The organism is Geodermatophilus sp. URMC 62, from assembly GCF_052931475.1.
On the sequence record NZ_JBRFHY010000001.1, the window covers coordinates 796,525 to 818,698 of the forward strand.

General features: G+C 76.5%; 25 protein-coding genes and 1 pseudogene. 7 read left to right on the forward strand and 19 right to left on the reverse strand.

The window, feature by feature from the left end; genetic code table 11:
- Positions 1 to 59: 59 nt before the first annotated feature.
- The 8 genes from ACU616_RS03775 to ACU616_RS03810 all read right to left on the reverse strand — a co-directional run bounded on the left by ACU616_RS03775 (position 60) and on the right by ACU616_RS03810 (position 7,938).
- A complete protein-coding gene (locus ACU616_RS03775; RefSeq protein ID WP_446757156.1) occupies positions 60 to 587 on the reverse strand; it encodes a dihydrofolate reductase family protein in 528 nt (175 codons plus the stop codon).
- Between the two features lie 60 nt (positions 588 to 647).
- Complete coding sequence (locus ACU616_RS03780; RefSeq protein ID WP_446757157.1) at positions 648 to 917, reverse strand: MGMT family protein; 270 nt, start codon at positions 915 to 917, stop codon at positions 648 to 650.
- A gap of 28 nt (positions 918 to 945) precedes the next feature.
- Positions 946 to 1,533: a TIGR03086 family metal-binding protein gene (locus ACU616_RS03785; protein WP_446757158.1), complete on the reverse strand. Its 588-nt coding sequence runs from the start codon at positions 1,531 to 1,533 to the stop codon at positions 946 to 948.
- A 134-nt stretch (positions 1,534 to 1,667) separates the two neighbouring features.
- Positions 1,668 to 2,828 (reverse strand): adenylyltransferase/sulfurtransferase MoeZ, encoded by a 1,161-nt coding sequence (gene moeZ, locus ACU616_RS03790; RefSeq protein WP_446757159.1) that lies wholly within the window; start codon positions 2,826 to 2,828, stop codon positions 1,668 to 1,670.
- Between the two features lie 83 nt (positions 2,829 to 2,911).
- Positions 2,912 to 4,552 carry a hypothetical protein gene (locus ACU616_RS03795; protein ID WP_446757160.1) on the reverse strand — a complete coding sequence of 547 codons (1,641 nt, stop codon included), beginning with the start codon at positions 4,550 to 4,552 and terminating at the stop codon, positions 2,912 to 2,914.
- The gene (locus ACU616_RS03800) at positions 4,549 to 5,463 is read right to left on the reverse strand and encodes an ABC transporter ATP-binding protein (protein ID WP_446757161.1); all 915 of its coding nucleotides are present in this window, start codon (positions 5,461 to 5,463) and stop codon (positions 4,549 to 4,551) included. The genes ACU616_RS03795 and ACU616_RS03800 overlap by 4 nt, the downstream gene beginning before the upstream one ends.
- Positions 5,464 to 5,605: 142 nt before the next feature.
- Positions 5,606 to 6,493, reverse strand: coding sequence for a DUF3152 domain-containing protein (locus ACU616_RS03805; RefSeq protein ID WP_446757162.1), 888 nt, complete (start codon positions 6,491 to 6,493; stop codon positions 5,606 to 5,608).
- Positions 6,494 to 6,852: 359 nt separating this feature from the next.
- Complete coding sequence (locus ACU616_RS03810; protein ID WP_446757163.1) at positions 6,853 to 7,938, reverse strand: alpha/beta fold hydrolase; 1,086 nt, start codon at positions 7,936 to 7,938, stop codon at positions 6,853 to 6,855.
- A 68-nt stretch (positions 7,939 to 8,006) separates the two neighbouring features.
- Here ACU616_RS03810 and ACU616_RS03815 point away from each other — a divergent pair, with 68 nt between their 5' ends.
- Both ACU616_RS03815 and ACU616_RS03820 read left to right on the forward strand, forming a co-directional pair.
- Positions 8,007 to 8,648, forward strand: coding sequence for a TetR/AcrR family transcriptional regulator (locus ACU616_RS03815; RefSeq protein ID WP_446757164.1), 642 nt, complete (start codon positions 8,007 to 8,009; stop codon positions 8,646 to 8,648).
- 116 nt (positions 8,649 to 8,764) lie between these two features.
- Positions 8,765 to 9,001, forward strand: a complete 237-nt coding sequence (locus ACU616_RS03820) for a DUF3107 domain-containing protein (RefSeq protein ID WP_446757165.1) — start codon at positions 8,765 to 8,767, stop codon at positions 8,999 to 9,001.
- An 84-nt stretch (positions 9,002 to 9,085) separates the two neighbouring features.
- Here ACU616_RS03820 and ACU616_RS03825 read toward each other — a convergent pair whose 3' ends face one another.
- On the reverse strand, positions 9,086 to 9,736 hold the full coding sequence (locus ACU616_RS03825; RefSeq protein WP_446757166.1) for a ferritin-like fold-containing protein: 651 nt from the start codon (positions 9,734 to 9,736) through the stop codon (positions 9,086 to 9,088).
- A gap of 374 nt (positions 9,737 to 10,110) precedes the next feature.
- Positions 10,111 to 10,317 carry a hypothetical protein gene (locus ACU616_RS03830; protein WP_446757167.1) on the reverse strand — a complete coding sequence of 69 codons (207 nt, stop codon included), beginning with the start codon at positions 10,315 to 10,317 and terminating at the stop codon, positions 10,111 to 10,113.
- Here ACU616_RS03830 and ACU616_RS03835 point away from each other — a divergent pair.
- Genes ACU616_RS03835 through ACU616_RS03850 form a run of 4 tightly spaced genes read left to right on the forward strand, consistent with a single transcriptional unit; the run spans position 10,289 to position 14,842 of the window.
- The gene (locus ACU616_RS03835; protein ID WP_446757168.1) at positions 10,289 to 11,839 is read left to right on the forward strand and encodes a DEAD/DEAH box helicase; all 1,551 of its coding nucleotides are present in this window, start codon (positions 10,289 to 10,291) and stop codon (positions 11,837 to 11,839) included. The genes ACU616_RS03830 and ACU616_RS03835 overlap by 29 nt on opposite strands.
- A 15-nt stretch (positions 11,840 to 11,854) precedes the next feature.
- Positions 11,855 to 13,030: an outer membrane protein assembly factor BamB family protein gene (locus ACU616_RS03840; protein WP_446757169.1), complete on the forward strand. Its 1,176-nt coding sequence runs from the start codon at positions 11,855 to 11,857 to the stop codon at positions 13,028 to 13,030.
- A gap of 43 nt (positions 13,031 to 13,073) precedes the next feature.
- On the forward strand, positions 13,074 to 13,988 hold the full coding sequence (locus ACU616_RS03845) for an alpha/beta fold hydrolase (RefSeq protein WP_446757170.1): 915 nt from the start codon (positions 13,074 to 13,076) through the stop codon (positions 13,986 to 13,988).
- A complete protein-coding gene (locus ACU616_RS03850) occupies positions 13,985 to 14,842 on the forward strand; it encodes an oxygenase MpaB family protein (RefSeq protein WP_446757171.1) in 858 nt (285 codons plus the stop codon). The genes ACU616_RS03845 and ACU616_RS03850 overlap by 4 nt, the downstream gene beginning before the upstream one ends.
- 24 nt (positions 14,843 to 14,866) lie before the next feature.
- On the opposite strand, the pseudogene ACU616_RS03855 reads toward ACU616_RS03850, so the two are convergent.
- The 6 genes and pseudogenes from ACU616_RS03855 to ACU616_RS03880 form a co-directional block, all read right to left on the reverse strand.
- Positions 14,867 to 15,738: pseudogene (locus ACU616_RS03855) on the reverse strand (IS5 family transposase).
- A 45-nt stretch (positions 15,739 to 15,783) separates the two neighbouring features.
- Positions 15,784 to 16,647: a RecB family exonuclease gene (locus ACU616_RS03860; RefSeq protein WP_446757172.1), complete on the reverse strand. Its 864-nt coding sequence runs from the start codon at positions 16,645 to 16,647 to the stop codon at positions 15,784 to 15,786.
- A gap of 35 nt (positions 16,648 to 16,682) precedes the next feature.
- Positions 16,683 to 17,540, reverse strand: a complete 858-nt coding sequence (locus ACU616_RS03865; protein ID WP_446757173.1) for a PHP domain-containing protein — start codon at positions 17,538 to 17,540, stop codon at positions 16,683 to 16,685.
- A 63-nt stretch (positions 17,541 to 17,603) separates the two neighbouring features.
- Positions 17,604 to 18,266, reverse strand: coding sequence for a PH domain-containing protein (locus tag ACU616_RS03870; RefSeq protein ID WP_446757174.1), 663 nt, complete (start codon positions 18,264 to 18,266; stop codon positions 17,604 to 17,606).
- 6 nt (positions 18,267 to 18,272) lie between these two features.
- Positions 18,273 to 18,428 carry a hypothetical protein gene (locus ACU616_RS03875; RefSeq protein WP_446757175.1) on the reverse strand — a complete coding sequence of 52 codons (156 nt, stop codon included), beginning with the start codon at positions 18,426 to 18,428 and terminating at the stop codon, positions 18,273 to 18,275.
- Between the two features lie 128 nt (positions 18,429 to 18,556).
- Positions 18,557 to 19,180 carry a DUF6758 family protein gene (locus ACU616_RS03880; protein WP_446757176.1) on the reverse strand — a complete coding sequence of 208 codons (624 nt, stop codon included), beginning with the start codon at positions 19,178 to 19,180 and terminating at the stop codon, positions 18,557 to 18,559.
- Between the two features lie 80 nt (positions 19,181 to 19,260).
- On the opposite strand from ACU616_RS03880, the gene ACU616_RS03885 reads away from it, so the two are divergent.
- Positions 19,261 to 19,713 carry an NUDIX hydrolase gene (locus tag ACU616_RS03885; protein ID WP_446757177.1) on the forward strand — a complete coding sequence of 151 codons (453 nt, stop codon included), beginning with the start codon at positions 19,261 to 19,263 and terminating at the stop codon, positions 19,711 to 19,713.
- A gap of 37 nt (positions 19,714 to 19,750) precedes the next feature.
- Here the strand turns inward: ACU616_RS03885 and ACU616_RS03890 are convergent, their stop codons facing one another.
- From ACU616_RS03890 to ACU616_RS03900, 3 genes are all read right to left on the reverse strand, one after another.
- The gene (locus tag ACU616_RS03890; protein ID WP_446757178.1) at positions 19,751 to 20,257 is read right to left on the reverse strand and encodes a MaoC family dehydratase; all 507 of its coding nucleotides are present in this window, start codon (positions 20,255 to 20,257) and stop codon (positions 19,751 to 19,753) included.
- Positions 20,258 to 20,320: 63 nt separating this feature from the next.
- Entirely contained in the window at positions 20,321 to 21,451 is a 1,131-nt protein-coding gene (locus ACU616_RS03895) for a tyrosine-type recombinase/integrase (RefSeq protein WP_446757179.1), read from the reverse strand.
- A gap of 2 nt (positions 21,452 to 21,453) precedes the next feature.
- Positions 21,454 to 22,077, reverse strand: a complete 624-nt coding sequence (locus tag ACU616_RS03900) for a helix-turn-helix domain-containing protein (protein ID WP_446757180.1) — start codon at positions 22,075 to 22,077, stop codon at positions 21,454 to 21,456.
- Positions 22,078 to 22,174 lie beyond the last annotated feature (97 nt).

Consider the following 22,174-nt stretch of genomic DNA (forward strand, 5'->3'; position numbering starts at 1 on the left):
CGGCGCGGACGGGGGACATCGCCGGCAGCGGCAGGTGCACACGGCGCCGTCCGGCCGGCTCAGTACCGGACGCGGTACCAGTGCTCCCTCTCACCGGGGACGCGGTCGAGCAGCACCGGCGTCCCGCCGGGGTGGTCGAACACCCGGACGCCGTCGCCGAGCAGGACCGGCGCGAGGAACAGCAGCACCTCGTCGAGCAGCCGGGCGTCGAGCAGCTGCCGGGCGACGTCGGCCCCGAGGACGTTGACGACGCCGTCCCCGGCCGCCTCCCGGGCGAGGTCGACGGCGCGGTGCAGGTCGTCGGTGGCGGTGACCCCCTCGAGCGGCTGCGCGGGCGGCCGGTGGGTGAGCAGGACGACCGGGCCGGACCACTGCCCGCCGAAGGCGCCCTCCTGCTCGGTGCCGCGGTTCGGGTCGTCGCCGCCGAAGGTCCGGGCACCGACGAGCAGTGCGCCGACCCGGGCCAGCAGCCGGTCGGCGGTGGGGTTCGGCGCCGCCAGGTGCGGCGTCAGCCAGGACATGTCACCGCCGGGACCGGCGATGAAGCCGTCCAGCGACGCGGTGGCGGAGTAGAGCAGGGTGGCCACGGTTCCTCCCGGTCAGGCGGTCACGAGGACGGACCGCCGCGGGCCGGCCGACCCATCGGCTCAGGGCCAGCCGACGGCGGCGAGGTCCACCCGGCCGTCGCGCACCGGCACGCCCTCGCCGGCCAGCAGCTCCAGCTGGCGGACCCGCACCGGCTCGGCGCAGGTGCCGTCGGCGCGCAGCACGCGGTACCAGGGCACCGCTCCCCCGCCGGTCGACAGCGCCCGGGCCACCCGCCGCGGGCCGACGCCGACCAGCCGGCCGACGGCGCCGTAGGTGCTCACCCGGCCCGGCGGGATCCGCTCGACGACGTCATACACCGCCTCGTCCACGTCGGCCGGGTCCGCCGGGCCGGCCGGTTCACGCACGGCGGCCGAAGCGGGCGAGCAGACGGACCTGCGGCGGGGCGCCCTCGGGGACCTCGACCGGCGGGTCGAACAGGCCGGGGACGCCGTCGGCAGGCAGCCGGTCGGCGAGGGACCCGGCAGCGCGCACCAGCGCCGGGTCGAGCTGCTCGTCCCCGCCGGTGGCGCGGGCGAGGTCCCAGGAGTGCACGGTGAGGTCGGCGGTCAGCTCCTCGACGTACTCGTGCGCCGGCGTCGGTCCCCGGGAGAGGTGCACCGTGCCGGTGAGGTCACCGGCCGCGGCGACGGCGGCCAGCGCCTCGTCGGCCACGGCCTCCCAGGCGGTCAGCGGATCGGGGGCCAGCAGTGCGTCGGTCCCCGCGGGCACCTGCGCGGCGACGTCGTCGAGCGGCTCGCCGGCGAGCAGGCCGGGCACCCAGTGCGCCTCGCCGACGAGGTGGGCGACGAGGTCGGCCACGGTCCAGCCGGGCAGCGCCTCGAGGTCCCACTGACCCGGCTCGACGGCGTCGACCCGGTCGGTGAAGGCGGCCTGGGCGCGCTGGAAGAGCTCGAGCAGCTCGGTGGCATCGGGGGGTGCGGTCACCCGGACAGTCAACACAGCCGCCGAGGGCCCGGCACCCGCGAACGGGTGCCGGGCCCTCGGTGAGCGCCTGGAACGGCCCTCCTGCAGGGCCCCGCCCCGAGCGGCAGCGAGGGGTGGGGGGCAGGAGGGTCCTCTCAGTAGGTGGGCAGCGTCTTGTCGATGCGCGTCGCCCACGCCGTCACGCCGCCCTGCACGTGCACGGCGTCCTTGAACCCGGCGCTCTTGACCGCGGCGAGCACCTCGGCCGAGCGGACGCCGGTCTTGCAGTGCAGCACGATCGGCTTGTCGTTCGGCAGCTCGGACAGCGCCCGGCCGGAGAGGATCTCGTCCTTGGGGATGAGCTTCGCGCCCGGGATCGAGACGATCTCGTACTCGTTGGGCTCGCGGACGTCGATGAGCTCGAAGTCCTTGCCGGAGTCCATCATGTCCTTGAGCTCGTCGACGGTGATCGTCGAGCCCGCCGCCGCCTCCTGGGCCTCGGCGGAGACGACGCCGCAGAAGGCCTCGTAGTCGATGAGCCCGGTGATCGGCTCGCCCTCGGGGTCCTTGCGCACCTTGATCGTGCGGAAGGTCATCTCCAGGGCGTCGTAGACCATCAGCCGGCCGAGCAGCGTCTCGCCGATGCCGGTGATGAGCTTGACCGCCTCGGTGGCCTGGATGGCGCCGATGGTGGCGCACAGGACGCCGAGCACGCCGCCCTCGGCGCAGCTCGGGACCATGCCGGGCGGCGGGGGCACCGGGTAGAGGTCGCGGTAGTTCGGGCCGTGCTCGTTCCAGAAGACCGACACCTGGCCGTCGAAGCGGTAGATCGAGCCCCACACGTAGGGCTTGCCCAGCAGCACGCAGGCGTCGTTGACCAGGTAGCGGGTGGCGAAGTTGTCCGTGCCGTCGACGATGAGGTCGTACTCGCCGAAGATCTCCAGCACGTTGTCGCTGTCCAGCCGCGTCTCGTGCAGCCGGACGTCGACCAGCGGGTTGATCTCCTTGATCGAGTCGCGCGCGCTCTCGGCCTTGGACCGGCCGACGTCGGACTGGCCGTGGATGATCTGCCGCTGCAGGTTGGACTCGTCGACGACGTCGAACTCGACGATGCCCAGGGTGCCCACGCCGGCCGCGGCCAGGTACATGAGCACCGGCGAGCCCAGACCGCCGGCGCCGACGGCGAGCACCTTGGCGTTCTTGAGCCGCTTCTGCCCGTCCATCCCGACGTCCGGGATGATCAGGTGGCGGCTGTAGCGGCGGACCTCGTCGATCGACAGGTCGGCGGCGGGCTCCACCAGGGGTGGCAGGGACACGCTTGACTCCTCGGGTCGCGACCAGCGGCCCCGGAGGGGCCGGCGTTCGTGCGGGTAACAGCGTCCCAGGCCGGCCTGTTCCCTCAGCCGCGGAGGTCCCGGTGGGCGTAGCCGGCGATCCCCACCACACCCAGGACGGCGGCGACCAGCAGCATCCCGGCCGCGCCGGCGACGTCCACCGGCTCGGCCGGCACGGCCGCCAGGTGGGCGAACGGGGAGATGCCCCGCACCCAGGACGGCCAGCCGAAGGTGTCGGCGAACACCAGGAGCAGGTAGCCGCCCGCGGCCGGCAGCACCCCGACGGCCAGCACCGCCGAGGGCAGCCACCCCAGCGCCAGCAGGGCCGCCCCCAGGCACAGCAGCGCCACGGGCACGACGCCGAGCGCGCCGCGCAGCGCGTCCCCGAACCCGAGCCCGGCGCCCACCCAGGTGGCACCGGCCCAGGTGGCCGCGCCCGCGGTCGCGGCCACCAGCACGGTGCCGACGGCGACGACCGCGGCCTCCGCGCCGGCCCACCGCACCCGGGACACCGGCCGGGAGTACAGCAGCGTCAGCCGGGACGCCGCCTCGTCGGCCGCGAGCCCGGCGACCCGCCCCGCGGCGTAGGCGCCCACCGGCACGGCGAGCAGCGAGAACAGCGACGCGGCGTAGCCCTCCACCGACGCCAGCCGGGCGAAGCCGGCCGCGGCGGCCAGCTGCGCGAAGACGGGGTTGTCCCGCAGGAAGTCCAGCATCGCCGTGGCGAGCAGCCCGATGAGCAGGAAGTAGGCGCCCACGCCGAGCGACCAGGTCACCGTCGCGCGGCGGGTGCGGTGCACGGCCAGACCGGGCAGGGACCGCAGCAGCCGGCTCGGTGACCGCACGCGGTCGCGCCCGCGCCACCGCCCGGTGCCGACGTCGCGCGACCGGGCCGCCGCCAGGGCCAGGACGGCCGGGACGGCGACCTGCGCGGCCAGCGCCAGCAGCGGCGCCGGGCGGTCCCCGGCGTACGGCGCCACCCGCGCCACCAGCCCGAAGGGGCTCAGCCACTGCAGCCCGGACAGGGCCGCCACGCCGTCGCCGACCATGCGGGCGAGCAGCGCCGCGAGGAGCAGGGCGACGCCGAGCCCCGAGGCGGCGCGGCGCTCGGACAGCAGCTGCCCGGTCAGCACGCCGAGGGCGCCCCCGGCCATCGCCGTCCCGCCGACCAGCGCCCCGAACAGGACCGTGCCCGCCGGCGCGGCCCCCGCGAGCAGCAGGCCGACGACCAGGGCCACGCCCACGACCGCGCCGGCCCCGAGGACGACGGCCAGCGCCCGCCCCACCAGGGAGGTCAGGCGGACCCGCCCGGCGAGCAGCAGGTCGGCCCGCCCGGCGTCCTCCTCGCCGCGGGTGACGCGGGTGCCGGCGAGCACGGCCCACACGCCGGCCAGGACGGCGAGCACCGTGCCGGTGCGCCAGACGGTGAAGCCGCCGGGGTCGTCGAGGGCCACCGGCGGGCCGAACAGCGTGCGGATGGCCGGGTTCTCCGCGAGCGCGGTGAGGGAGTCGGCGCCGACCGCGCCGCTGAACGTGCTCTCGTACTCCGCGGCGACGAAGGCGGCCAGCCCGCCGCAGACCACGGCGACGACGACCGTGCCGCGGCGCAGCTCCCGGACCAGCCCTGCGGTGACGGCGGCACCGGCCCGCGGGAGCGCGGGCCGCGACGGGGCCGGCGCGGTGCGCGGCGGGGTCCGGGTGGTCACGCCGCGGCCTGGCCGTAGTAGTCGAGGAAGATCTCCTCGAGGGTCGGCTCCCGCACGTCGAGGCGCACGACGTCGGCCTCGCCCAGGGCCCGCAGCACCGGACCGGGCGGGCCGGTCAGCGCCAGGGTGAGCTGCAGCGGCGACGTCCACCGGACGTCGGACACCCCCGGCAGCCCGGCCAGGGCGGCCAGCCCGGGCGCCGGGCCGGCCAGCTCGACGGTGACCTCCGAGCGGCGCAGCCGGCGCAGCTCCTCGAGTCCGGCGACCTCGACGAGGTGCCCGTGGCGCAGGATCCCGACCCGCGTGCACACGGCCTCGACCTCGGCCAGCTGGTGGGAGCTGAGGAAGACGGTCTGCCTTCGCTCGGCGGCCTCGGCGATGCACCGGCGGAACTCCCGCTCCATGAGCGGGTCGAGGCCGCTGGTGGGCTCGTCGAGCACCAGCAGCGGCGCGCGCGTGGCGAAGGCGGCCACCAGCGCGACCTTCTGCCGGTTGCCCGTGGAGTACGTCCGCGCCCGCTTCCCGACGTCGAGGGCGAAGCGCCGCACGAGCTCCTCGCGGTAGGCGAGGTCGGTGCCCGGGCCCACGCCGGCGAGCAGGTCGAGGCACTCCTGGCCGCTGAGGGCCGGCCACAGGGCGACGTCGGCCGGGACGTGGGCCAGGTGCCGGTGGGCGCGCTCCACGTCGCCGGCCGGGTCGCCGAAGACCTCGGCGCGGCCGGCGGTCGGCCGCAGGAGGCCCAGCAGCAGGCGGATGGTGGTGGACTTGCCCGCGCCGTTGGGGCCGAGGAAGCCGAACACCTCACCGGCGGGGACCTGCAGGGACAGGTCCACGACCGCCTCGGTATCCCCGAAGCGCTTGCCGAGGCCGTCGAGGAGCACGGCGGGCGTGGTCGCGGCTGCAGTGGCCATGGCGCTCCCATCGGGCCGCCGGGGGCACCACTGCCGGGCGGATGTCCCGGCGCACCGGCGCGCAGCGTAGTCCGGTGCGCCGGCGCCGGGGTCCCCGCGGCGCCGGAACCGGTCCGCTCCGGAACCGCCCCGGCGCCGGCCGCTACGGGAAGGGCCAGGCGTTCCGGGTGCAGCCCTCGAGACCGAGTGTCTGCTGCTGCATGACCGGCGCGGGCCGCCCCGGGCCCGGGCAGGACCGGTGGCCGTTGCCGAGCGCGTGGCCCACCTCGTGGTTCACCACGTACTGCCGGTAGGTCGCGACGTCGCCCTCGTAGTCGGGGACGGCGGTCTCCCAGCGGGCCAGGTTGATGACGGCGCGCTCGCCGTAGCGGCAGGAGGTGTACCCGCCGGTCCCCACGCCGGGGCACCACCGCTCCATGCTCCCGGGGCTGACCAGGCTGACCCGGAACTCGTAGTCGCCGGCCGCGGCCTCCTGCTCGCCCACCCGCTGGAAGGACATGCGCCCGCCGCTGCCCCACGAGCGGGGGTCGCCGAGGGTGGCCTCGACCGCGGCGGCGAACGTCGCTCCGTCGACGCCGATGCCGTCCTCCACCTCGACGACGAAGCGCTGCAGCGGGCCGCTGCCCTGGACGGCGGAGGTGCCGGGGACGACGGTCACCGAGCCGGCGCCCCGCTGCACGTACGTCGCCGCGGCGGGGCCCGACGGGATCTCGGTCGGGCCGGCGTCGCCCTCGGCCGGTGCGGTCGGCGGAGCCGAGGCCGGCGTCGTGCCGTCGGCCGCCTCCTCGCCGGCGCGTGCCAGGCCGCCGTCGGCCGTGGGGGCCGGCTCGCTGCCCCGGGCGGGGAGGACGAGGTCGGCCAGGGTCAGGACCGTGGCGACGGTGAGCAGCGGGATGGCGTATGCCCGCCACCCGTGCCGGGCGACGAACCGGCGCAGCCACCCGGCGCGCCGGCGCGGCGGCAGCGGGTGGGGGCCGGTGGACCGCGACCCGACGTCCGAGCAGACGGCGACCGGGTCGCGGCGGGCCACCAGCGGCCCGGCCGGGCGGGACCGTGCCGGCGGGCGGCGGACGGACGGCCGGTCGGGCAGGTCCCGGGAGACCGGACGCCGTCCCGGCGGGGGCGGGACGCGGGGCAGGCCACCGACGGGCTCGGGACCGGGCCACGGCCCGGGACCCGGCCGGGTCCGGGGACCGGGCTCCGTGCGGAGCGGCCGGCCAGGGTGCGGTCCTGCCACGCGCGGCCTCCTCACCGGTGCGGCCGGGGCTCGGGGCCGCGTCTCGTCCTGCCGGTCACGCAGGCGGCCGGGGCCGTCACCGCGCGTCCACCGGTCAGGTTCTCACGGCTCCCCGGGCCGGGCCGGCACCCGGGTCGGAGGCACGCCGTCGGTCAGCCGACCCGCTCCTCGAGGGCCGGCGCACCCCGCGGGGTGTCCGCCGCGGTGTCCCCCGCGGTGTCCTCGAGCAGGCCGAGCACCGCCCGCGCCGTCTGCTCGGGCGCCTCCAGCATCGCGACGTGCCCGACCCCCTCGAGGACGAGCAGCCGCGCGTTCGGGACGGCGGCCGCCAGGCGCGGCGCCAGGCGGGGGTCGACCAGGCGGTCGCGGTCGCCCCACACCACCAGCGTCGGCACGCGCAGCGCGCGGGCCAGGCGCCAGGCGTTGGCCCGGCCGATCCGCAGGTAGGAGGTGATCAGCCCCCGCATGCTGCGGACCAGGGCCCGGTTCGCCCACGCCTGCGCCGTCCGCTCGCGCATCTCCTCGACGGCGGCGTCGAGCCGCTCGGGCGGGACCCGCCGGGGGTCGCCGAAGCACACCTGCAGCATCCCGCGCACCGACTGCTCCGGCGTCACCCCGGCCAGCCGCCGCTCGGCCAGCGACGGGACGCCGGGCAGCAGGACCAGCAGCAGCGCCCGCCCGAAGGCCTGCGGCACGCGGTGGACCGGCATCGCCGGGGAGACCAGCGTCAGCGAGGCGACGAGGTCGGGCCGCCGGGCGGCGACGAGCAGGGTGACCAGCCCGCCGAGGCTGTTGCCCAGCAGGTGCACCGGCCGGCCGGCCGCCTCCCCGGGCTGTGCCCGGACGTGCTCGAGGACCTCCACCACGGCCCGCACGTGCCCGCGGACGGAGTACGAACCGTCCGGCGGCGGCGAGGAGCGCCCGAAGCCGGGCAGGTCGATCGCCCAGCCCTCGCAGCGGACGGCCAGCAGCGCGGCGAGGTCGGTCCAGTTGGTGGACGCCCCGCCCAGGCCGTGCACGTACAGCGCGCGCTCGCGCGGCCCCCCGGGCGGACCGGCCCACGGGGTGCTGCGCACGTACACCGAACCCCCCTGGACGGCGACGTCCTCCCCCGGCCGGGCCGGGGGAGGGGGGTCGGTCGGTGGCAGCGGCGCGGTCGACGGGCGCGCGGTGGACGACGGCGCCACGGCGGGGGGTGCCGGCGCCCGGCGCCTGCGCGTGCGGGAGGCGTCGGGCACCCGGCGACCGTATGCCAGGCCCGCACCGCGCGTGCAGGGGGTGACCCGCCGGTAACATGCCCGGCGCCATGCAGCCCTCACGCCCGGTCCCCGTCCGCCGCACCTCACGGCTGCCCCGGGGTGCCCGGCGCCTGCAGCTGCTCCAGGCCGCGCAGGAGGTGTTCGTCGCCCACGGCTTCCACGCCGCGGCGATGGACGACATCGCCGACCGCGCCGGGGTGAGCAAGCCGGTGCTCTACCAGCACTTCCCGGGCAAGCGGGAGCTGTACCTGGCGCTGCTCGAGCAGCAGGTCAGCGAGCTCACCGCCCGCGTCCGCGAGGCGATGGCCGGCACCGAGGACAACCGGCAGCGGGTGCACGGCGCGGTGGGCGCCTACTTCGACTTCGTCGACGCCGAGGGCGGGGCCTTCCGGCTGGTCTTCGAGTCCGACCTGCGCAACGACGACGACGTCCGCGCCCTGGTCGACCGCGGCAACCGGGCGTGCGTCGAGGCGGTCGCCGAGGTGATCGCCGGGGACACCGGCAGCTCGCCGGAGCAGGCGCACCTGCTCGCCTCCGGGCTGACCGGGCTGGCCGAGACGAGCGCCCGCTGGTGGCTGGCGCACAAGGGCACGCTGCCGCGCGAGGAGGCGGTGTCGCTCATGTCGTCGCTGGCCTGGCGCGGCATCTCCCGGTTCCCGCGGGTCGAGGGCGAGCCCGCCGCCGGGTGAGCGCCGCCGTCGGTCCTGCCGGGCCGTTCGCTGTCGGCGCACCTGCGCGGCGGGGCCGCCCGGCCGGCCCTGGACTAGCGTGGTCGGCAGCCGTGCAACCCGAGGAGGCATCCCGCGTGGAAGTCAAGATCGGTGTCCAGCACTCCCCCCGGGAGCTGGTCGTCGACAGCCCGAAGACCCCTGAAGAGATCGCCGCCGACGTCGCCGCCGCCATGGGCGGCGCCACCAAGGACGGGCTGTTGACCCTGGAGGACGAGCGCGGGCGCCGCGTCCTCGTCCCGGTCGACCGCATCGCCTACGTGGAGATCGCCCAGGCCGACCAGCGCCGGGTGGGCTTCGTCGCCGGGGCCTGACCGCCGAGTACACGTCAGGCGCCCCCTCCGTCCAGCGGAGAGGGCGCCTGACGCGTGTCCGGGGACCGCTCGCGCGGCCCTCCCTCAGGGGTTGAGACCCAGGGTGTGCATGCGCTCGGTGTGCGCGGCGGTGATCCGCTCGACCAGCCGGCCCAGGCCCGACAGGTCACCGGTGCCGCTGACGATGAGCCGGGCCAGCTCGTCGCGCTCGGCGACGACCGCCTGCGACCGGGAGATCGCCTCCCCCACCAGCCGCCGTCCCCACAGCGCCAGCCGGCCGGCCAGCGCCGGCTGGGCGGCGATCGCGGCGCGCACCTCCCGGACGGCGAAGTCGGCGTGGCCGGTGTCGGCGAGCACCTCGAGGATCAGCGACCGGTCCGGCTCGGGCAGGAACCCGGCGATCTCGCGGTGGAAGTCGGCGGCCAGCCCGTCGCCGACGTAGGCCTTGACCAGGCCCTCGAGCCACGTCCGCGGGCGGGTGCCCTCGTGGAAGCCGTCGAGGGCCCGCACGAACGGCGCCATCGCCCCGGCGGGGTCGGCGCCCAGCTCGGTCAGCCGCCGGGTCAGCCGGTCGTGGTGGCCGATCTCGGCGGCGGCCATGCGGGCCAGCGCGGCGTGCCCGGCCGGGGTCGGCGCCATCCGGGCGTCCTCGGCGAGCCGGTCGAACGCCGTCAGCTCGGCGTAGGCCAGCACGCCGAGCAGGTCGACGACGGCTCGGGTCTCGACCGTGGTCACGGGACACCTCCGGGGAGCGGCTCGGCCGCGCCCGCCTCCCCCGGGCGGGGCGGGGCGGGTCGCGGGGCGTCCCCGCGCGCGGCGACCGAGGCTAACCGCTGCGCGCGCTACCATGGGAACAAGCGGGCCGCCAGGCTCGCTGGTATCTGTGCGCTGACGACCGCCCCGCGACGCCCCGAGGAGCCATCCCGGGCGAGGGGCCGTCCCCGGGGGCCCACCCGCTCCGCTGGCCGCGTCGGCGCTGGAACGCACTCCCGCGACACCCGACCGCGGAGCGCCCGGCGACGTCGACGTCGCCCCGGCCGCTCCCCCAGCCGACCAGAGGCGAGACCACTGACCTCCACCGAGAGCACCCCCACCGAGAGCACCTCCGCTCAGAACACCCCCACCGAGCGCACCCCCGCCGAGAGCGCTCCCACCACCCCCGAGCTCGACCACGCCGAGACCGGCGCGCCGGCCCCCGAGCAGCTCGAGCAGGCCGTCGAGGCGCTCGGCGGCGCGCCCGTCGAGGAGACCGCGCCGCTGTTCAGCGACTTCGACGTCCACCCCGACGTGATCGCCGCGCTGGCCGAGGTCGGCATCACCCGCACCTTCGCCATCCAGGAGCTCACCCTCCCGTTAGCGCTGGCCGGCCACGACCTCATCGGGCAGGCGCGCACCGGCACCGGCAAGACCCTCGGCTTCGGCGTCCCGATGCTGCAGCGCGTCGTCCCGCCGGCCGAGGGCGGCGACGGCGTCCCGCAGGCGCTGGTCGTCGTCCCCACCCGCGAGCTGTGCGTGCAGGTCGCCCGCGACCTGGCCACCGCCGGCAAGAAGCGCGGCACCCGCGTGCAGGCCATCTACGGCGGGCGCGCCTTCGAGCCGCAGGTCGCCGCGCTGCAGGCCGGCGTCGAGGTCGTCGTCGGCACCCCGGGGCGGCTGCTCGACCTGGCCCAGCAGGGCCACCTGATCCTCGGCAAGGTCCGCGTGCTGGTCCTCGACGAGGCCGACGAGATGCTCGACCTGGGCTTCCTGCCCGACATCGAGCGGATCCTCGCGATGGTCCCGGCGCAGCGGCAGACCATGCTGTTCTCGGCCACCATGCCCGGCCCGATCGTGACCCTGTCGCGGTCGTTCATGACCCAGCCGACGCACATCCGCGCCCACGGCAACGACGAGGGCTCGACCGTCCCGCAGACGACGCAGTTCGTCTACCGGGCGCACAACCTGGACAAGCCCGAGCTGCTCGCCCGCGTGCTGCAGGCCCGCGGCCGGGGCCTGGCGATGGTCTTCTGCCGGACCAAGCGGACGGCGCAGAAGGTCGCCGACGAGCTGGTCGACCGCGGGTTCGCCGCGGCCGCCGTGCACGGCGACCTCGGGCAGGGCGCCCGCGAGCAGGCGCTGCGCGCCTTCCGCAGCGGCAAGGTCGACGTCCTGGTCGCCACCGACGTCGCCGCCCGCGGCATCGACGTCACCGGCGTCAGCCACGTCGTCAACTACCAGTGCCCCGAGGACGAGAAGACCTACGTGCACCGGATCGGCCGCACCGGCCGCGCCGGCCGCGAGGGCGTCGCCGTCACGCTGGTCGACTGGGACGACATCCCGCGCTGGCAGCTGATCAACAAGGCGCTGGAGCTGGAGTTCAGCGACCCGCCGGAGACCTACTCGACCTCGCCGTGGGTCTACGCCGACCTGGACGTGCCCGAGGGCTCGACCGGCCGGCTGCCCCGGGCCCAGCGCACCCGCGAGGGCCTCGACGCCGAGGTGCTCGAGGACCTCGGCGAGACCGGCAAGCGCACGAAGGGCGCCGGTTCCGGTGCCGGCCGCGGCCCCGCCCGCGAGGAGCCGCGCGCGGGCGGCGACCGCCCCGCCCGCTCCCGCCCCCGCCGTCGCACCCGCGGCGGGGCCGGCGGCGAGGGCGGCAGCGAGGCCGGTGAGGTCGGCAGCACCGCGACCGAGGCCGACGCGCCCGGCACCGACGCCCCCGCGGCGGACGGCGCGGACCCGGCCAAGCCGCGCCGGCGCCGTCGCCGCGGCGGCGCCAAGCGCAGCGGCGGGACGGGCGAGACCGGCGACACCGGCTCCGACACCGGCTCCGGCGGCGACTCCGAGTCCGCCGCCTAGCGCCGTCGTCCGCCGGTGGCGCCGCGCTCCCCGTCGCTGCGTCCTCCGTCGCTGCGTCCCCCGCCGCTGCGGGTGTGGGTCTGGACCGCGGCCGCGCTCGCGCTGGTCGTCGTCGCCACGCTGCTGTGGCGGGGGTCGAGCGTGGCCGCCACCGACAGCACGACGGCGCCCGCGCCGAGCGTCCCCGACGCCGCCCCGGCCGCGCGGCTGACCCAGGCCTGGTCGGCCGACGCCGGCGCTCCCCTGCCCCGGCGGGTGGTCGACGGCGGCCGCGTCCTGGTGCCCGATGCCCACGGGTTCCGCGCACTCGACGCCACGACCGGCGAGGAGGCCTGGCACTACCGGCGGGCCGACGCGCGGCTGTGCGACGCCACCGCGGTCGACGGGCTGGTCGTCGCCGTCTTCCGCACCCACGACCGCTGCGACGAGGCACTCGCCCTGACCGCGGCCACCGGCGTGCGGGCCTGGACGCGCAACCTCAGCCTGCGCGGCGACGCGACGCTGGCCGGCACCGACCAGGTGGTGCTCGCGTCCAGCCCGACCGGGATCGTCGTGCTGGACCCGGTGGGCGACAACGTCCGCTGGCGCTACGCCGCGCCGGAGGGCTGCCGGCTCACCGGCTCCGACGTCGGCAGCGCCGGGGTGGCCGTGCTGCAGCGCTGCGCCGGCTCGGCCGCGGTGCAGCTGCGGCTCTTCGACGGGTTCTCCGGCCAGGCCCGGTGGAGCCGCGACCTCGCCGTCCCCGAGGGCGGCACCGTCGCGCTGGCCGGCGCCGACCGGCTGGTCGACGCCGTCGTCGGCGACACCCTGCTCGTCCACCGCCCGGACGACGGCGCCCTGCTGCAGGAGCTCCCCCTCCCCCCGGCCACCGGGGACCCGGCCGGGGAGGTGCTGCACCAGACCGGCGCCGGCGACCTCGCGCTGGTGTGGGCCCGCGGCACCGTCCGGGCGCTGGACCCCACCACCGGCGCACCGGTGTGGCAGCTGCCCGCCCTCGGCCTGCCGTCGGCGACCGACCGGGCGCGGGTCTGGGTGCCGGAGGAGGGCGGCTTCGTGGTCCGCGACGTCGCCACCGGCGCCGAGCTGGGCCGCTCGGCCGTCGACGGCGGCCTGACCCCGGGCGGGCGGACCTCGGTGGTCGGCCCCGTGCTCGTGTACCGCCTGCCCGACCGGGTGGTCGGGTACTCGTGAGCGGAGGCGGCGCGGTCGGCCGACGCGCGGTTCACTGGGGACCATGGTCCTGCCCGGGAGCCCCGACACGCCCGCTCTCCCCGTCGCCGTCGCCCCCGACGACCTGCGCCAGCTCGCCGACCACGACGCGACGCCGCGGACGCTGCCGGGCCGGGCCGGGCCGCTGGCCGCCCTGGACACCGGCGGGGAGGCGCCGCGCGGCACGGTGCTGATGGTGCCCGGGTACACCGGCAGCAAGGAGGACTTCGCCCCGCTGCTCGCCCCGCTGTCCGCCTCGGGCCACCGCGTCGTCGCGATCGACCAGCGCGGGCAGTTCGAGTCGCCCGGTCCCGACGACCCGGCCGCCTACTCCGTCGCCGAGCTCGCCGCCGACGTGGTCGCCGTCGCGCACCTGCTGCGGGAGGAGACCGGGCCGGTGCACCTGCTCGGCCACAGCTTCGGCGGCCTGGTGGCCCGCGCCGCCGTGCTCGCCGACCCGGGAGCCTTCCGGTCGCTGACCCTGCTGGGCTCCGGGCCCTCGCGCCTGACGGGCCCGCGCGCGGACCTGCTCGCGCACCTCGGCCCGCTGCTGGACGCCGGCGGTGTCCCGCTGGTGCACGCCACCCTCGAGGAGCTGGCCATGACCGACCCGCGCGCGCAGGCGGTGCCCGAGCCGACCCGCGCGTTCTACGCCCGCCGGTTCCTCGCCACCGGCGCCGCCGGGCTGCGCGGCATGGCCGACGCGATGACCACCGAGCCCGACCAGGTCGCCGAGCTGGCCGCGACCGGGGTGCCGGTGCTGGTCGTCCACGGCGAGGCCGACGACGCCTGGACGCCGGCCGCGCAGGCGGACATGGCCGCCCGGCTCGGCGCCCGCCACGAGGTGGTCCCGGCGGCCGTCCACTCCCCCGCCATCGAGAACCCGCCGCGCACGCTCGAGGTGCTCGAGTCGTTCTGGTCCTCCGTGGGCGCCCGGTGAGCGGCGTGCGCCCCTCGGCCCGCGACTGGACCGACGAGGAGGACCGGCTGGGGTTCTTCGGCCCCGACAGCGTCACCTGGCGGGTGCACGCCGACCCCGTCTACAGCGTCGGCGGGCTGCGCGCGCTGCTGCTGCAGGCCCTGCACCCGGTCGCGATGGACGGCGTCGCCCGGAACTCGGTGTTCCGCGAGTCGCCGTGGCAGCGGCTCACCCGCACCGCCGAGTACGTCGACACGCTGACCTTCGGCACCCGCCGCGAGGCGATGCGCGCCGTCCGGCGGGTGCGCGGGCTGCACCGCCGGCTGGGCGGCACCGAGGAGACGACCGGCCGCGCCTACCGGGTCGACGACCCCGACCTGCTGCTGTGGGTGCACTGCTGCGAGGTCGACTCGCTGCTCGACGTCGCCCGCCGCGCCGGCGTGGTCACCGACGCGGAGGCCGACCGCTACGTCGCCGAGCAGGTGGTCGCCGCCGAGCTCATCGGCATCGACGCCGCCGACGTGCCCGACTCGGTCGCCGCGCTGGCCGTCTACTTCGACCGGGTCCGCCCCCAGCTCACGGTGACGCCAGCGGCGCGGGACGCCTGGCGGTTCGTCGTCGTCCCGCCCATGCCGCGGTGGGTGCAGCTGCTGACCCCGGCCCGGCCGGCCTGGGGGACGCTCGCCTCCCTGGCGGTGGCCACCCTGCCGGCGTGGGCGCGCAGGCTCGGCTCACTGCCGGGGCTCGCGGTCACCGACACCGCGGCGACGGCGGCGCTGTGGGCCTTCCGCACCGGGCTGCTGGCGCTGCCGACGCGGGCGCGGCTCTCGCCGATCGTGCGCGCCGGGTTCGACCGGACCGCGGCCGGCGCCTAGAGCGCCTAGGGACTGTCCCGCGGATCATGCGCGGAGCCAGAGCATCGCGCTGACCAGCAGCAGGGTGGCTCGGTAGTAGGCGGCGCGCTTGGCGTAGCGGGTGGCCAGGGCGCGGAACTGCTTGAGCCGGTTGAAGCACCGTTCGACGACGTTGCGCTGCTTGTACCGGTCACGGTCGAACTTTGGCGGCCGCCCACCGGCCGACCCCCGGGTGCGCCGGTGCGCCCGCTGGTCGCGCTTCTCCGGAATCGAGTGGGTGATCCCGCGGCGGCGCAGCGCCCGGCGGGTGGAGGGATGGGAGTAGGCCTTGTCAGCGATCAGGTGATCGGGACGCTTGCGCGGCCGCCCTGGGCCCACTCGCGGTACCCGGATGCCGTCGAGCAGCGGCAGCAGCTGCGGGTTGTCCCCGGCCTGCCCGGGCGTGAGCAGCACGGCCATCGGCAGGCCGCGCCCGTCGACGGCCAGATGGATCTTGCTGGTCAGTCCGCCCCGGGAGCGGCCAAGGGCCTCCCCGTCGACCGCGAGGGCTTCGACCGGTGCACTGCAGCCCCCTTTTTCCGGGCGCCGGCGGCGTGCTGGTGGGCCCGGACCGAGGAGGAGTCCACGCTGATCGTCCACTCCACCGCGCCGACCGCGTCATCCTTGACCACCACGTGCTCGAAGATGCGATCCCAGGTGCCGTCGGCGGTCCACCGGCGCAGCCGCTCGTGCGCGGTCTTCCACGGCCCGTACCGATCGGGCAGGTCACGCCATGGCACGCCGGTGTTGGCCTGCCACAGGATCGCGTTGATCACCTGCCGGTGATCGCGCCACCGCCCGCCCCGACCGCCGGTGGCAGGCAGCAGCGGCTCGATCCGAGCCCAGGCGGCGTCGGTGAGTTCATGTCGGCCGACCATCAACCAAGCCTGAATCACACCGATGCAAGATCGCCAGGACAGTCCCTAGGACGGGGTCGGCGCCGCGTCGTCGTCGGCCGCCAGGAAGCTCCACGGCTCGCGGGCCGGCGTCGCCGCCCGGCCGGGCGGGCAGCTGGCCCGGAAGTCGCACCAGCCGCACTGCCGGCCCGGCACGGCGGGGAACGCCTCGTCCGCGGGGACGCCGTCCTCGAGGGCCGTCGTGGCGACGGCGATGTCGGCGGCGACGTCCTCGGCCCGCCGGACGTGGTTGGCCAGCGATCGCTCGGTGTGCTCGAAGGCGGCCACCGTGCCGCTGGGCAGGTGGTGCAGCTCGACCCGGCGGCACGGCCGGCGCAGCGTGCGCTGGACACCGAGGACGTAGACGGCCAGCGCCGGTGACCCGCGCGCCTCGTCGTCGGTGCTGGGCACCCGGCCGGTCTTGTAGTCGACGACGACGAGCTCGTCGCCGCGCTGGTCGATCCGGTCGACCCGCCCCGACAGCGCCAGCCGCTGCGTGGTGGCCGCGACCTGCCGCTCGGTGCCGACCGGCTCGGCGTCGGGGTCGAGGCCGGCCACGTAGTCGGTGAGCCAGCCGGCCGCGCGGGCCCGCCAGCGCCCGGCCTGCTCGCCGTCGCGGAAGCCGGTGGCCGACCAGACGCCGTACAGCAGCTGCCGGGCGGCGCCGGCGGTGCGACGCCCGCGGGGCAGCTCCCACCACGACCGCAGCGCCGCGTGCACCGCCGAGCCGACGGTGTTGTGCGCCCACGGCGGGCCCTTGGGCGGCATGGGGCGGTCGACGTAGGCGTAGCGGTAGCGGCGCGGGCAGTCGGCGAAGGTGGCCAGCTTGCTCGGCGTCGCGGGGAAGAGCCGCTGCGGCATGCCCGGCATCTCCAGCTGCGCGCCTCCCACGCCCGCCACGCTAACCGGCGGTGCCGACCCCGGCGTCAGTCGGTGAGCGGCGCGCTGCCCGTGCCGGCGGCCAGCAGCGCCTCGTACTGCGCCGGGTGGGTGGTGCAGGCGGCGATCGGCGTCGTCTTGTTGGTGCCGTGGTAGTCGCTGGAGCCGGTGGTGAGCAGCCCGAGCTCGCCGGCCAGGCCGCGCAGGTGGTCGCGCTCGGCGGGGCCGTGGTCGGGGTGGTCGACCTCCAGGCCGAGCAGCCCGGCGCCGGCCATGGCGGCGACCGCCGCGTCATCGACCACGCGGCCCCGCCGGGTGGCCAGGCCGTGGGCGAACACCGGCACGCCCCCGGCGGCGCGGACCAGCCGGATCCCGTCGAGGACGTCGGTGTCGGCCTTGGCGACGTGGAAGGGGCTACGGTGGTGCAGCAGGTCGGCGAAGGCCTCGTCGACCGACCCGACGACGCCGGCCTCGACCAGCGCGCGGGCCACGTGCGGCCGGCCCACCACCCCGCCGCCGCTGGCCGCGACGACCCGCTCCCACGCGACCGGGTAGCCGGCGGCGGCGAGCGCGCCGACGATCCGCTCGCCGCGGCTGAGCCGCTCGGCGCGCAGCCGGGTCAGCTCGGCGGCCAGGCCGGGGTGCGCGGGGTCGAACAGGTAGGCCAGCAGGTGCACGCTGACCGGCGGCCGGTCGGCCGGGAACCACCGGCAGGACAGCTCCAGGCCCGGGACGACGGTCAGGCCGGCGGGCCGGGCGGCCTGGGCCTGCGCCCACCCGGCGGTGGTGTCGTGGTCGGTGAGGGCGACGACGTCGAGGCCGGCGGCGGAGGCGGTGGCCAGCAGCTGCGCGGGCCCCTCCGTGCCGTCGGACACCGACGAGTGGGTGTGCAGGTCGATGCGCATCGGCGTCCAGCGTCCCCCAGCTCCCACCGGGGCGCTCAGGCCGGGGCGCTCAGGCCGGGGCGCTCAGGCCGGCGCGGGACCGTCCTCGCGGAGGGTGCCGGCACCGGGGATGGGCTGGGTGTCGTGCCGGCCGCTCCGGCTGCCGCCGGGCGGCTCGGCGTCGCCCTGGGCGTCGCCCTCGTCGTCGCCGGACACCGCGCTCCCCCGGTCGTTGCCGAACAGCAGTGCACTGACCTGGTGGTAGAGCCGGTCGGCCCGCGGCAGGAAGGTGATCTGCGACAGCGCCTGCTGCTGGCCGGCCGACTCGAAGCGGAAGGTGCCGTAGCCGAGCAGCTGCCCGAGCAGCGTCTCCTTCCAGGTCAGGTCGGTGATCCGGCGCAGCGGCAGCAGGGTGACGGTGCGGGCGACGATCCCCGAGGTCAGCAGCACGCGGCGGCGGGTGACGATGAAGTGCCGCATCCACCACTCGCTGGCCCGCAGGGCGAAGGACCCGAGTGCCCAGGTGACGACGAGCACCCCGACGGTGGCACCGACCCGGTCCGGGTCGAGGGTGAGCAGCCACAGGCCTCCGAGGAGCACCGGGAGGCGCTTGGCCGCCGGCTCCAGCAGCACCGCCCAGTGCCGGCGGGTGGCCACGACGGCCTCCTCGCCGGGGAGGAGGTACTTGGCGGCGTCCTTGGCCCACCGCGGTGGGTGGCCGTCGACCGCGCGCGCCGGCCCGGTCACGGTCGCCTAGACGAGGGAGCCGATGAACGAGGCCAGCGAGGAGGCGGCATCGCCCAGGAACTGGCCGGCGTTGCGCACCACGTCGGCCGACGCCTCCGGCTGCTGGATGACGTAGAAGACGACGAAGGCGACGGCCAGCCAGACGAGCACCTTCTTCAGCACCGCCACCTCCGGGGATCGGCTCGGACCCGCGGACGCGGGCGCCCGCGCGGGTCGGCCCGGAGGCCGGCCCATGCGTAACACAGGCCCCAGCGGCCCCCGACCGGACACGCCGGGGCGGACCGGTCCGTTCACTCCCCCGGCAGCAGGTGCTCGCTGGGCGGCCCCAGCGGCAGGTCGGGGTAGAGCCGCTCGCGCAGGTCGAGCAGCTCCATCTCCTCGGCCAGGAGCCAGCCCGCCGACATCGGCCACATGACCAGCCACAGCCACACGCCGTAGGCCTCGCCGACGAAGGCGGCCCGGTCGTCGGAGGTGGGCACGGCCCACAGCGGCGCGTGCTGGCCGGCGGCCTCGACCGACGCCGAGGAGGGCCCGGTGATGACGTCGCCGGGGTCGAGACCGGGCAGGCCGGCGTAACCGCAGCCGACCCCCATCCCCGGCTCCTCGGCGACGAGCACCAGCTCGGCCGACCCGCCCAGCGGTGCGGGGCCGGCGCACCCGACGACGATGGCCCGGGCGCCGGGCTCGCCGCCCCAGGCCAGACCGGTGACCGACCAGCCCGAGGGCACCGGGTCGGGGACCCACGCGGGCACGCGGGCGTCGGCGGTGACCGCGGCGATGGCGTCGTGCGCGATCAGCGCGGTGTGGTGCAGGGGTGTGACGGCGCCGTGGACGTGGCACCAGGCCTGCGCGGAGTCCCCGGGACGCACCACCAGCGGCTCGCCGCAGCGGGGGCAGACCGGGGAGGCGCTCATCGGGTCACACCGTCCTGTCACCGCGGGCCTACGTCAAGCGCAGGACGGCGCCCTCCGGCGCGCCGCCGTACCCTGCGCGCGTGCCCGCCTCCCCCGCCGGCGACGCCCCCGGCGCGCCCGCCGTCCCCGCGCTGCCGGTGCAGGCCTGCGTGGGGGCCGTGGTGCTCGACGACGCCGGCCGGCTGCTGCTCGTGCGCCGGCGCAACGCCCCTGGCCGCGGGCTGTGGTCGGTGCCCGGTGGTCGGGTGGAGCCGGGCGAGTCGCTGGCCGAGGCCGTGGAGCGGGAGGTGCAGGAGGAGACCGGACTGGCCGTCCGCGCCGGCGAGCCGGTCGGGCGGATCACGATCCCGGGCGACGGCGTCGTCTACGACGTCGTCGACCTCGTCTGCACGCTGACCGGGGCCCGCGCCGAGCCGGTGCCCGGCGACGACGCCGACGCCGTCACCTTCGCCGACGCCGCCGACCTCGACCGCCTGGCCTGCACGCCGGGCCTGGTGGCGACGCTGCGCGGCTGGGGCGCCCTGCCCGGCTGAGCCGGCGCCCGCCGCCCGTCGGGGCCCATCGGTGCGGTCAGCGGGCGGCCGGCTCCGGGCGGCCGGGCTGCTCGCCGCCGCGGGCCTCGCCGTAGGAGCGCTTGGGCACCATGACCTTGCGCCGGAAGACGCAGACGACCGTGCCGTCCTGCTTGTAGCCGATGGTCTCGACGTGGACGACGCCGCGGTCGTCCTTCGACCTCGACTCGGTCTTGTCCAGCACCGTCGTCTCGCCGTAGATCGTGTCGCCGTGGAAGGTCGGCGCGACGTGCCGCAGCGACTCGACCTCCAGGTTGGCGATGGCCTTGCCCGACACGTCCGGGACGCTCATGCCGAGCAGCAGCGAGTACACGTAGTTGCCGACGACGACGTTCTTGCCGAAGTCGGTGGTCTCCGCCGCGTAGTGGCTGTCCAGGTGCAGCGGGTGGTGGTTCATCGTGAGCAGGCAGAACAGGTGGTCGTCGTACTCGGTGACGGTCTTCCCGGGCCAGTGCTTGTAGACCGCCCCGACCTCGAACTCCTCGTAGTACCGACCGAACTGCATGGTCCCTCCCGTTTCCGCAGGTCAGCATCTCACCGCCTGCCCCGATGGCACACCGGTGGCACACTAGCCCCGCCGGCCGGGATCACCGGGCCGCCGGCCGCCGCCGAGCACGGTGCCAGACCACGCCTCGTCGACCGCACGCCGGGTCCGGTCCTCACTGTCAGGCATCAAATGGCCGTAGGTGCTCAAGACGAGCGAGGCGTTCTCGTGGCCCAGCCGTTCGGCCACCGCCACCACCGACTCACCGGCTGCCAGCAGCACCGACGCGTAGTGGTGGCGCAGGTCGTGGCTGCTGGTGCCCGCCCGGAGCCCGGCGCGCCCGACCGCCGCCGCGAACAGCTCGCCGTAACGCTCGCGGGTGTAGAACGTCCCCGCCGTCGCCGTGGTGAAGATCGACCCGTCGTCCCCGGCCCCGAACTCGGCGAGGTGCGCCGCCAGCGCATCGGCCACCACGGCGGGCAGCGGCACCGTCCGCCTCGACCGCGGCGTCTTTGGGTCCGTGCGGACCTTGCTGCGGGGCGCGACCTGGAACTCCACCCGCGCCGTGCGGCGCAGGAAGTCCACGTCACTCACCCGCAGTGCCAGCAGCTCCCCGACCCGCAGGCCGAGCCCGGCCTGAGTGAGCACCATCGCCCGCGTCCGGGCGGGCATCGCCTCGGCCAGCGCCCGCACCTGGTCGACGGTCAGCGGGACGACCCTGGCCCGCTCGGAGCGGGGAAGCTGCACCCGCACCACCGGGGAGGAGGCGATCAGCCGGTCGAGGACGGCGCTCGTGTAGATGGACCGCAGCGTCGACACCAGCAGGCGAAGCGTGGATGGGGCCAGCGCGCGGGATCGGTCGGCCGCCCACGCCTGTACCTCCGAGGGCCGCACGTCGGCCAGCCGCCGGCCGCCCAGCGCGGTCCCGGCGATGTGCACGTCGATGAGGGAGGCCGTCCGGCTGGCCGTGGACGCCCGGTGCGGTCGGGCTTCGGCCCACGCCCGCGCGTACGCGGCGACCGTGGTCCGGTCCGAGAGGTCAACGTACTGTCCGCGCGCCTTGTCCGTCTCGACGGCGGCAGCGAACCGCTCGGCGTCGCCCTTCTTGGTGAACGTCTTCTTGCGCTGCCGCCCCGAGGGGTCCCGGTACCGGGCGTCATAGACTTTGATCGTCTTCCCGTTCCGGGTGCTGCTCCGGGGCGCGATGCTCGCCACGGTCAGCCGTCCTCTCGCTCGGTCCGGGTGCGCTGCCGCTCGCCCCAGGTGGCGAGGTCGTCGAAGGTTCGCAACAGGTCGAGGTAGTCGCGCGCATCGCTGTGGGTCAGGCCCGCGTCTCGTGCCGCGGTGTAGCCCTCGCGCAGGGCGGCCAGGTGCCCGGCCTCGATGTGTTCCCTGAGCTGGTTCGTCGTCAGCGCACTGGGCGGGTCGTGTGGCCGGTTGGTGCGGATGAAGTCTCCCTCGGCGACGAGGTCCTCGAAGCTCTTGGGCTCTCGCTGGGGTAGCTGCTGCTCTCCGGTGACCCATCGCCACGCATCGGCCTGGGGGACCACCACGGCGGGGGTGAGCTGCACGGGCTCGCTCTCGCTGGCTCCGCCGTCGAGGAGGAGCCGGTTCGGGCTCACGTCCAGAGCGACGGCCAGCGCCACGAGGTCGTCTGCGTTGACCCGCCGGTCCCCGTTCTCGACCTTGCTGACGGCCGACGGGTGGCTGAGCGGCTGGTGGTCGATCTCCCGCAGCCGCGCGGCTAGGTCGCGGACGGTCAGCCGCCGCAGCTCCCGCAACTCGCGCACGTTCCGCGCCACCCGCTCGCTCGGCCCGGTGACCTGTTCACCTGTCTCCACATTAGAGACGCTACATGCGCTTGTGGAGACGGTCAACGGCGTGCACGCTAGACACCATAACCGGAAACATCTGGTTCCGACTTGGGAACAGAGGACG

What these genes read in the sequence shown, in the direction of transcription:
- ACU616_RS03800 (WP_446757161.1), bottom strand. Translation starts at nt 5,463, where the DNA reads ATGGCCACTGCAGCCGCGACCACGCCCGCCGTGCTCCTCGACGGCCTC.
- ACU616_RS03815 (WP_446757164.1), top strand. Translation starts at nt 8,007, where the DNA reads ATGCAGCCCTCACGCCCGGTCCCCGTCCGCCGCACCTCACGGCTGCCC.
- ACU616_RS03830 (WP_446757167.1), bottom strand. Translation starts at nt 10,317, where the DNA reads ATGCCGACCTCGGCCAGCGCGGCGATCACGTCGGGGTGGACGTCGAAG.
- ACU616_RS03845 (WP_446757170.1), top strand. Translation starts at nt 13,074, where the DNA reads ATGGTCCTGCCCGGGAGCCCCGACACGCCCGCTCTCCCCGTCGCCGTC.
- ACU616_RS03865 (WP_446757173.1), bottom strand. Translation starts at nt 17,540, where the DNA reads ATGCGCATCGACCTGCACACCCACTCGTCGGTGTCCGACGGCACGGAG.
- ACU616_RS03880 (WP_446757176.1), bottom strand. Translation starts at nt 19,180, where the DNA reads ATGAGCGCCTCCCCGGTCTGCCCCCGCTGCGGCGAGCCGCTGGTGGTG.
- ACU616_RS03890 (WP_446757178.1), bottom strand. Translation starts at nt 20,257, where the DNA reads ATGCAGTTCGGTCGGTACTACGAGGAGTTCGAGGTCGGGGCGGTCTAC.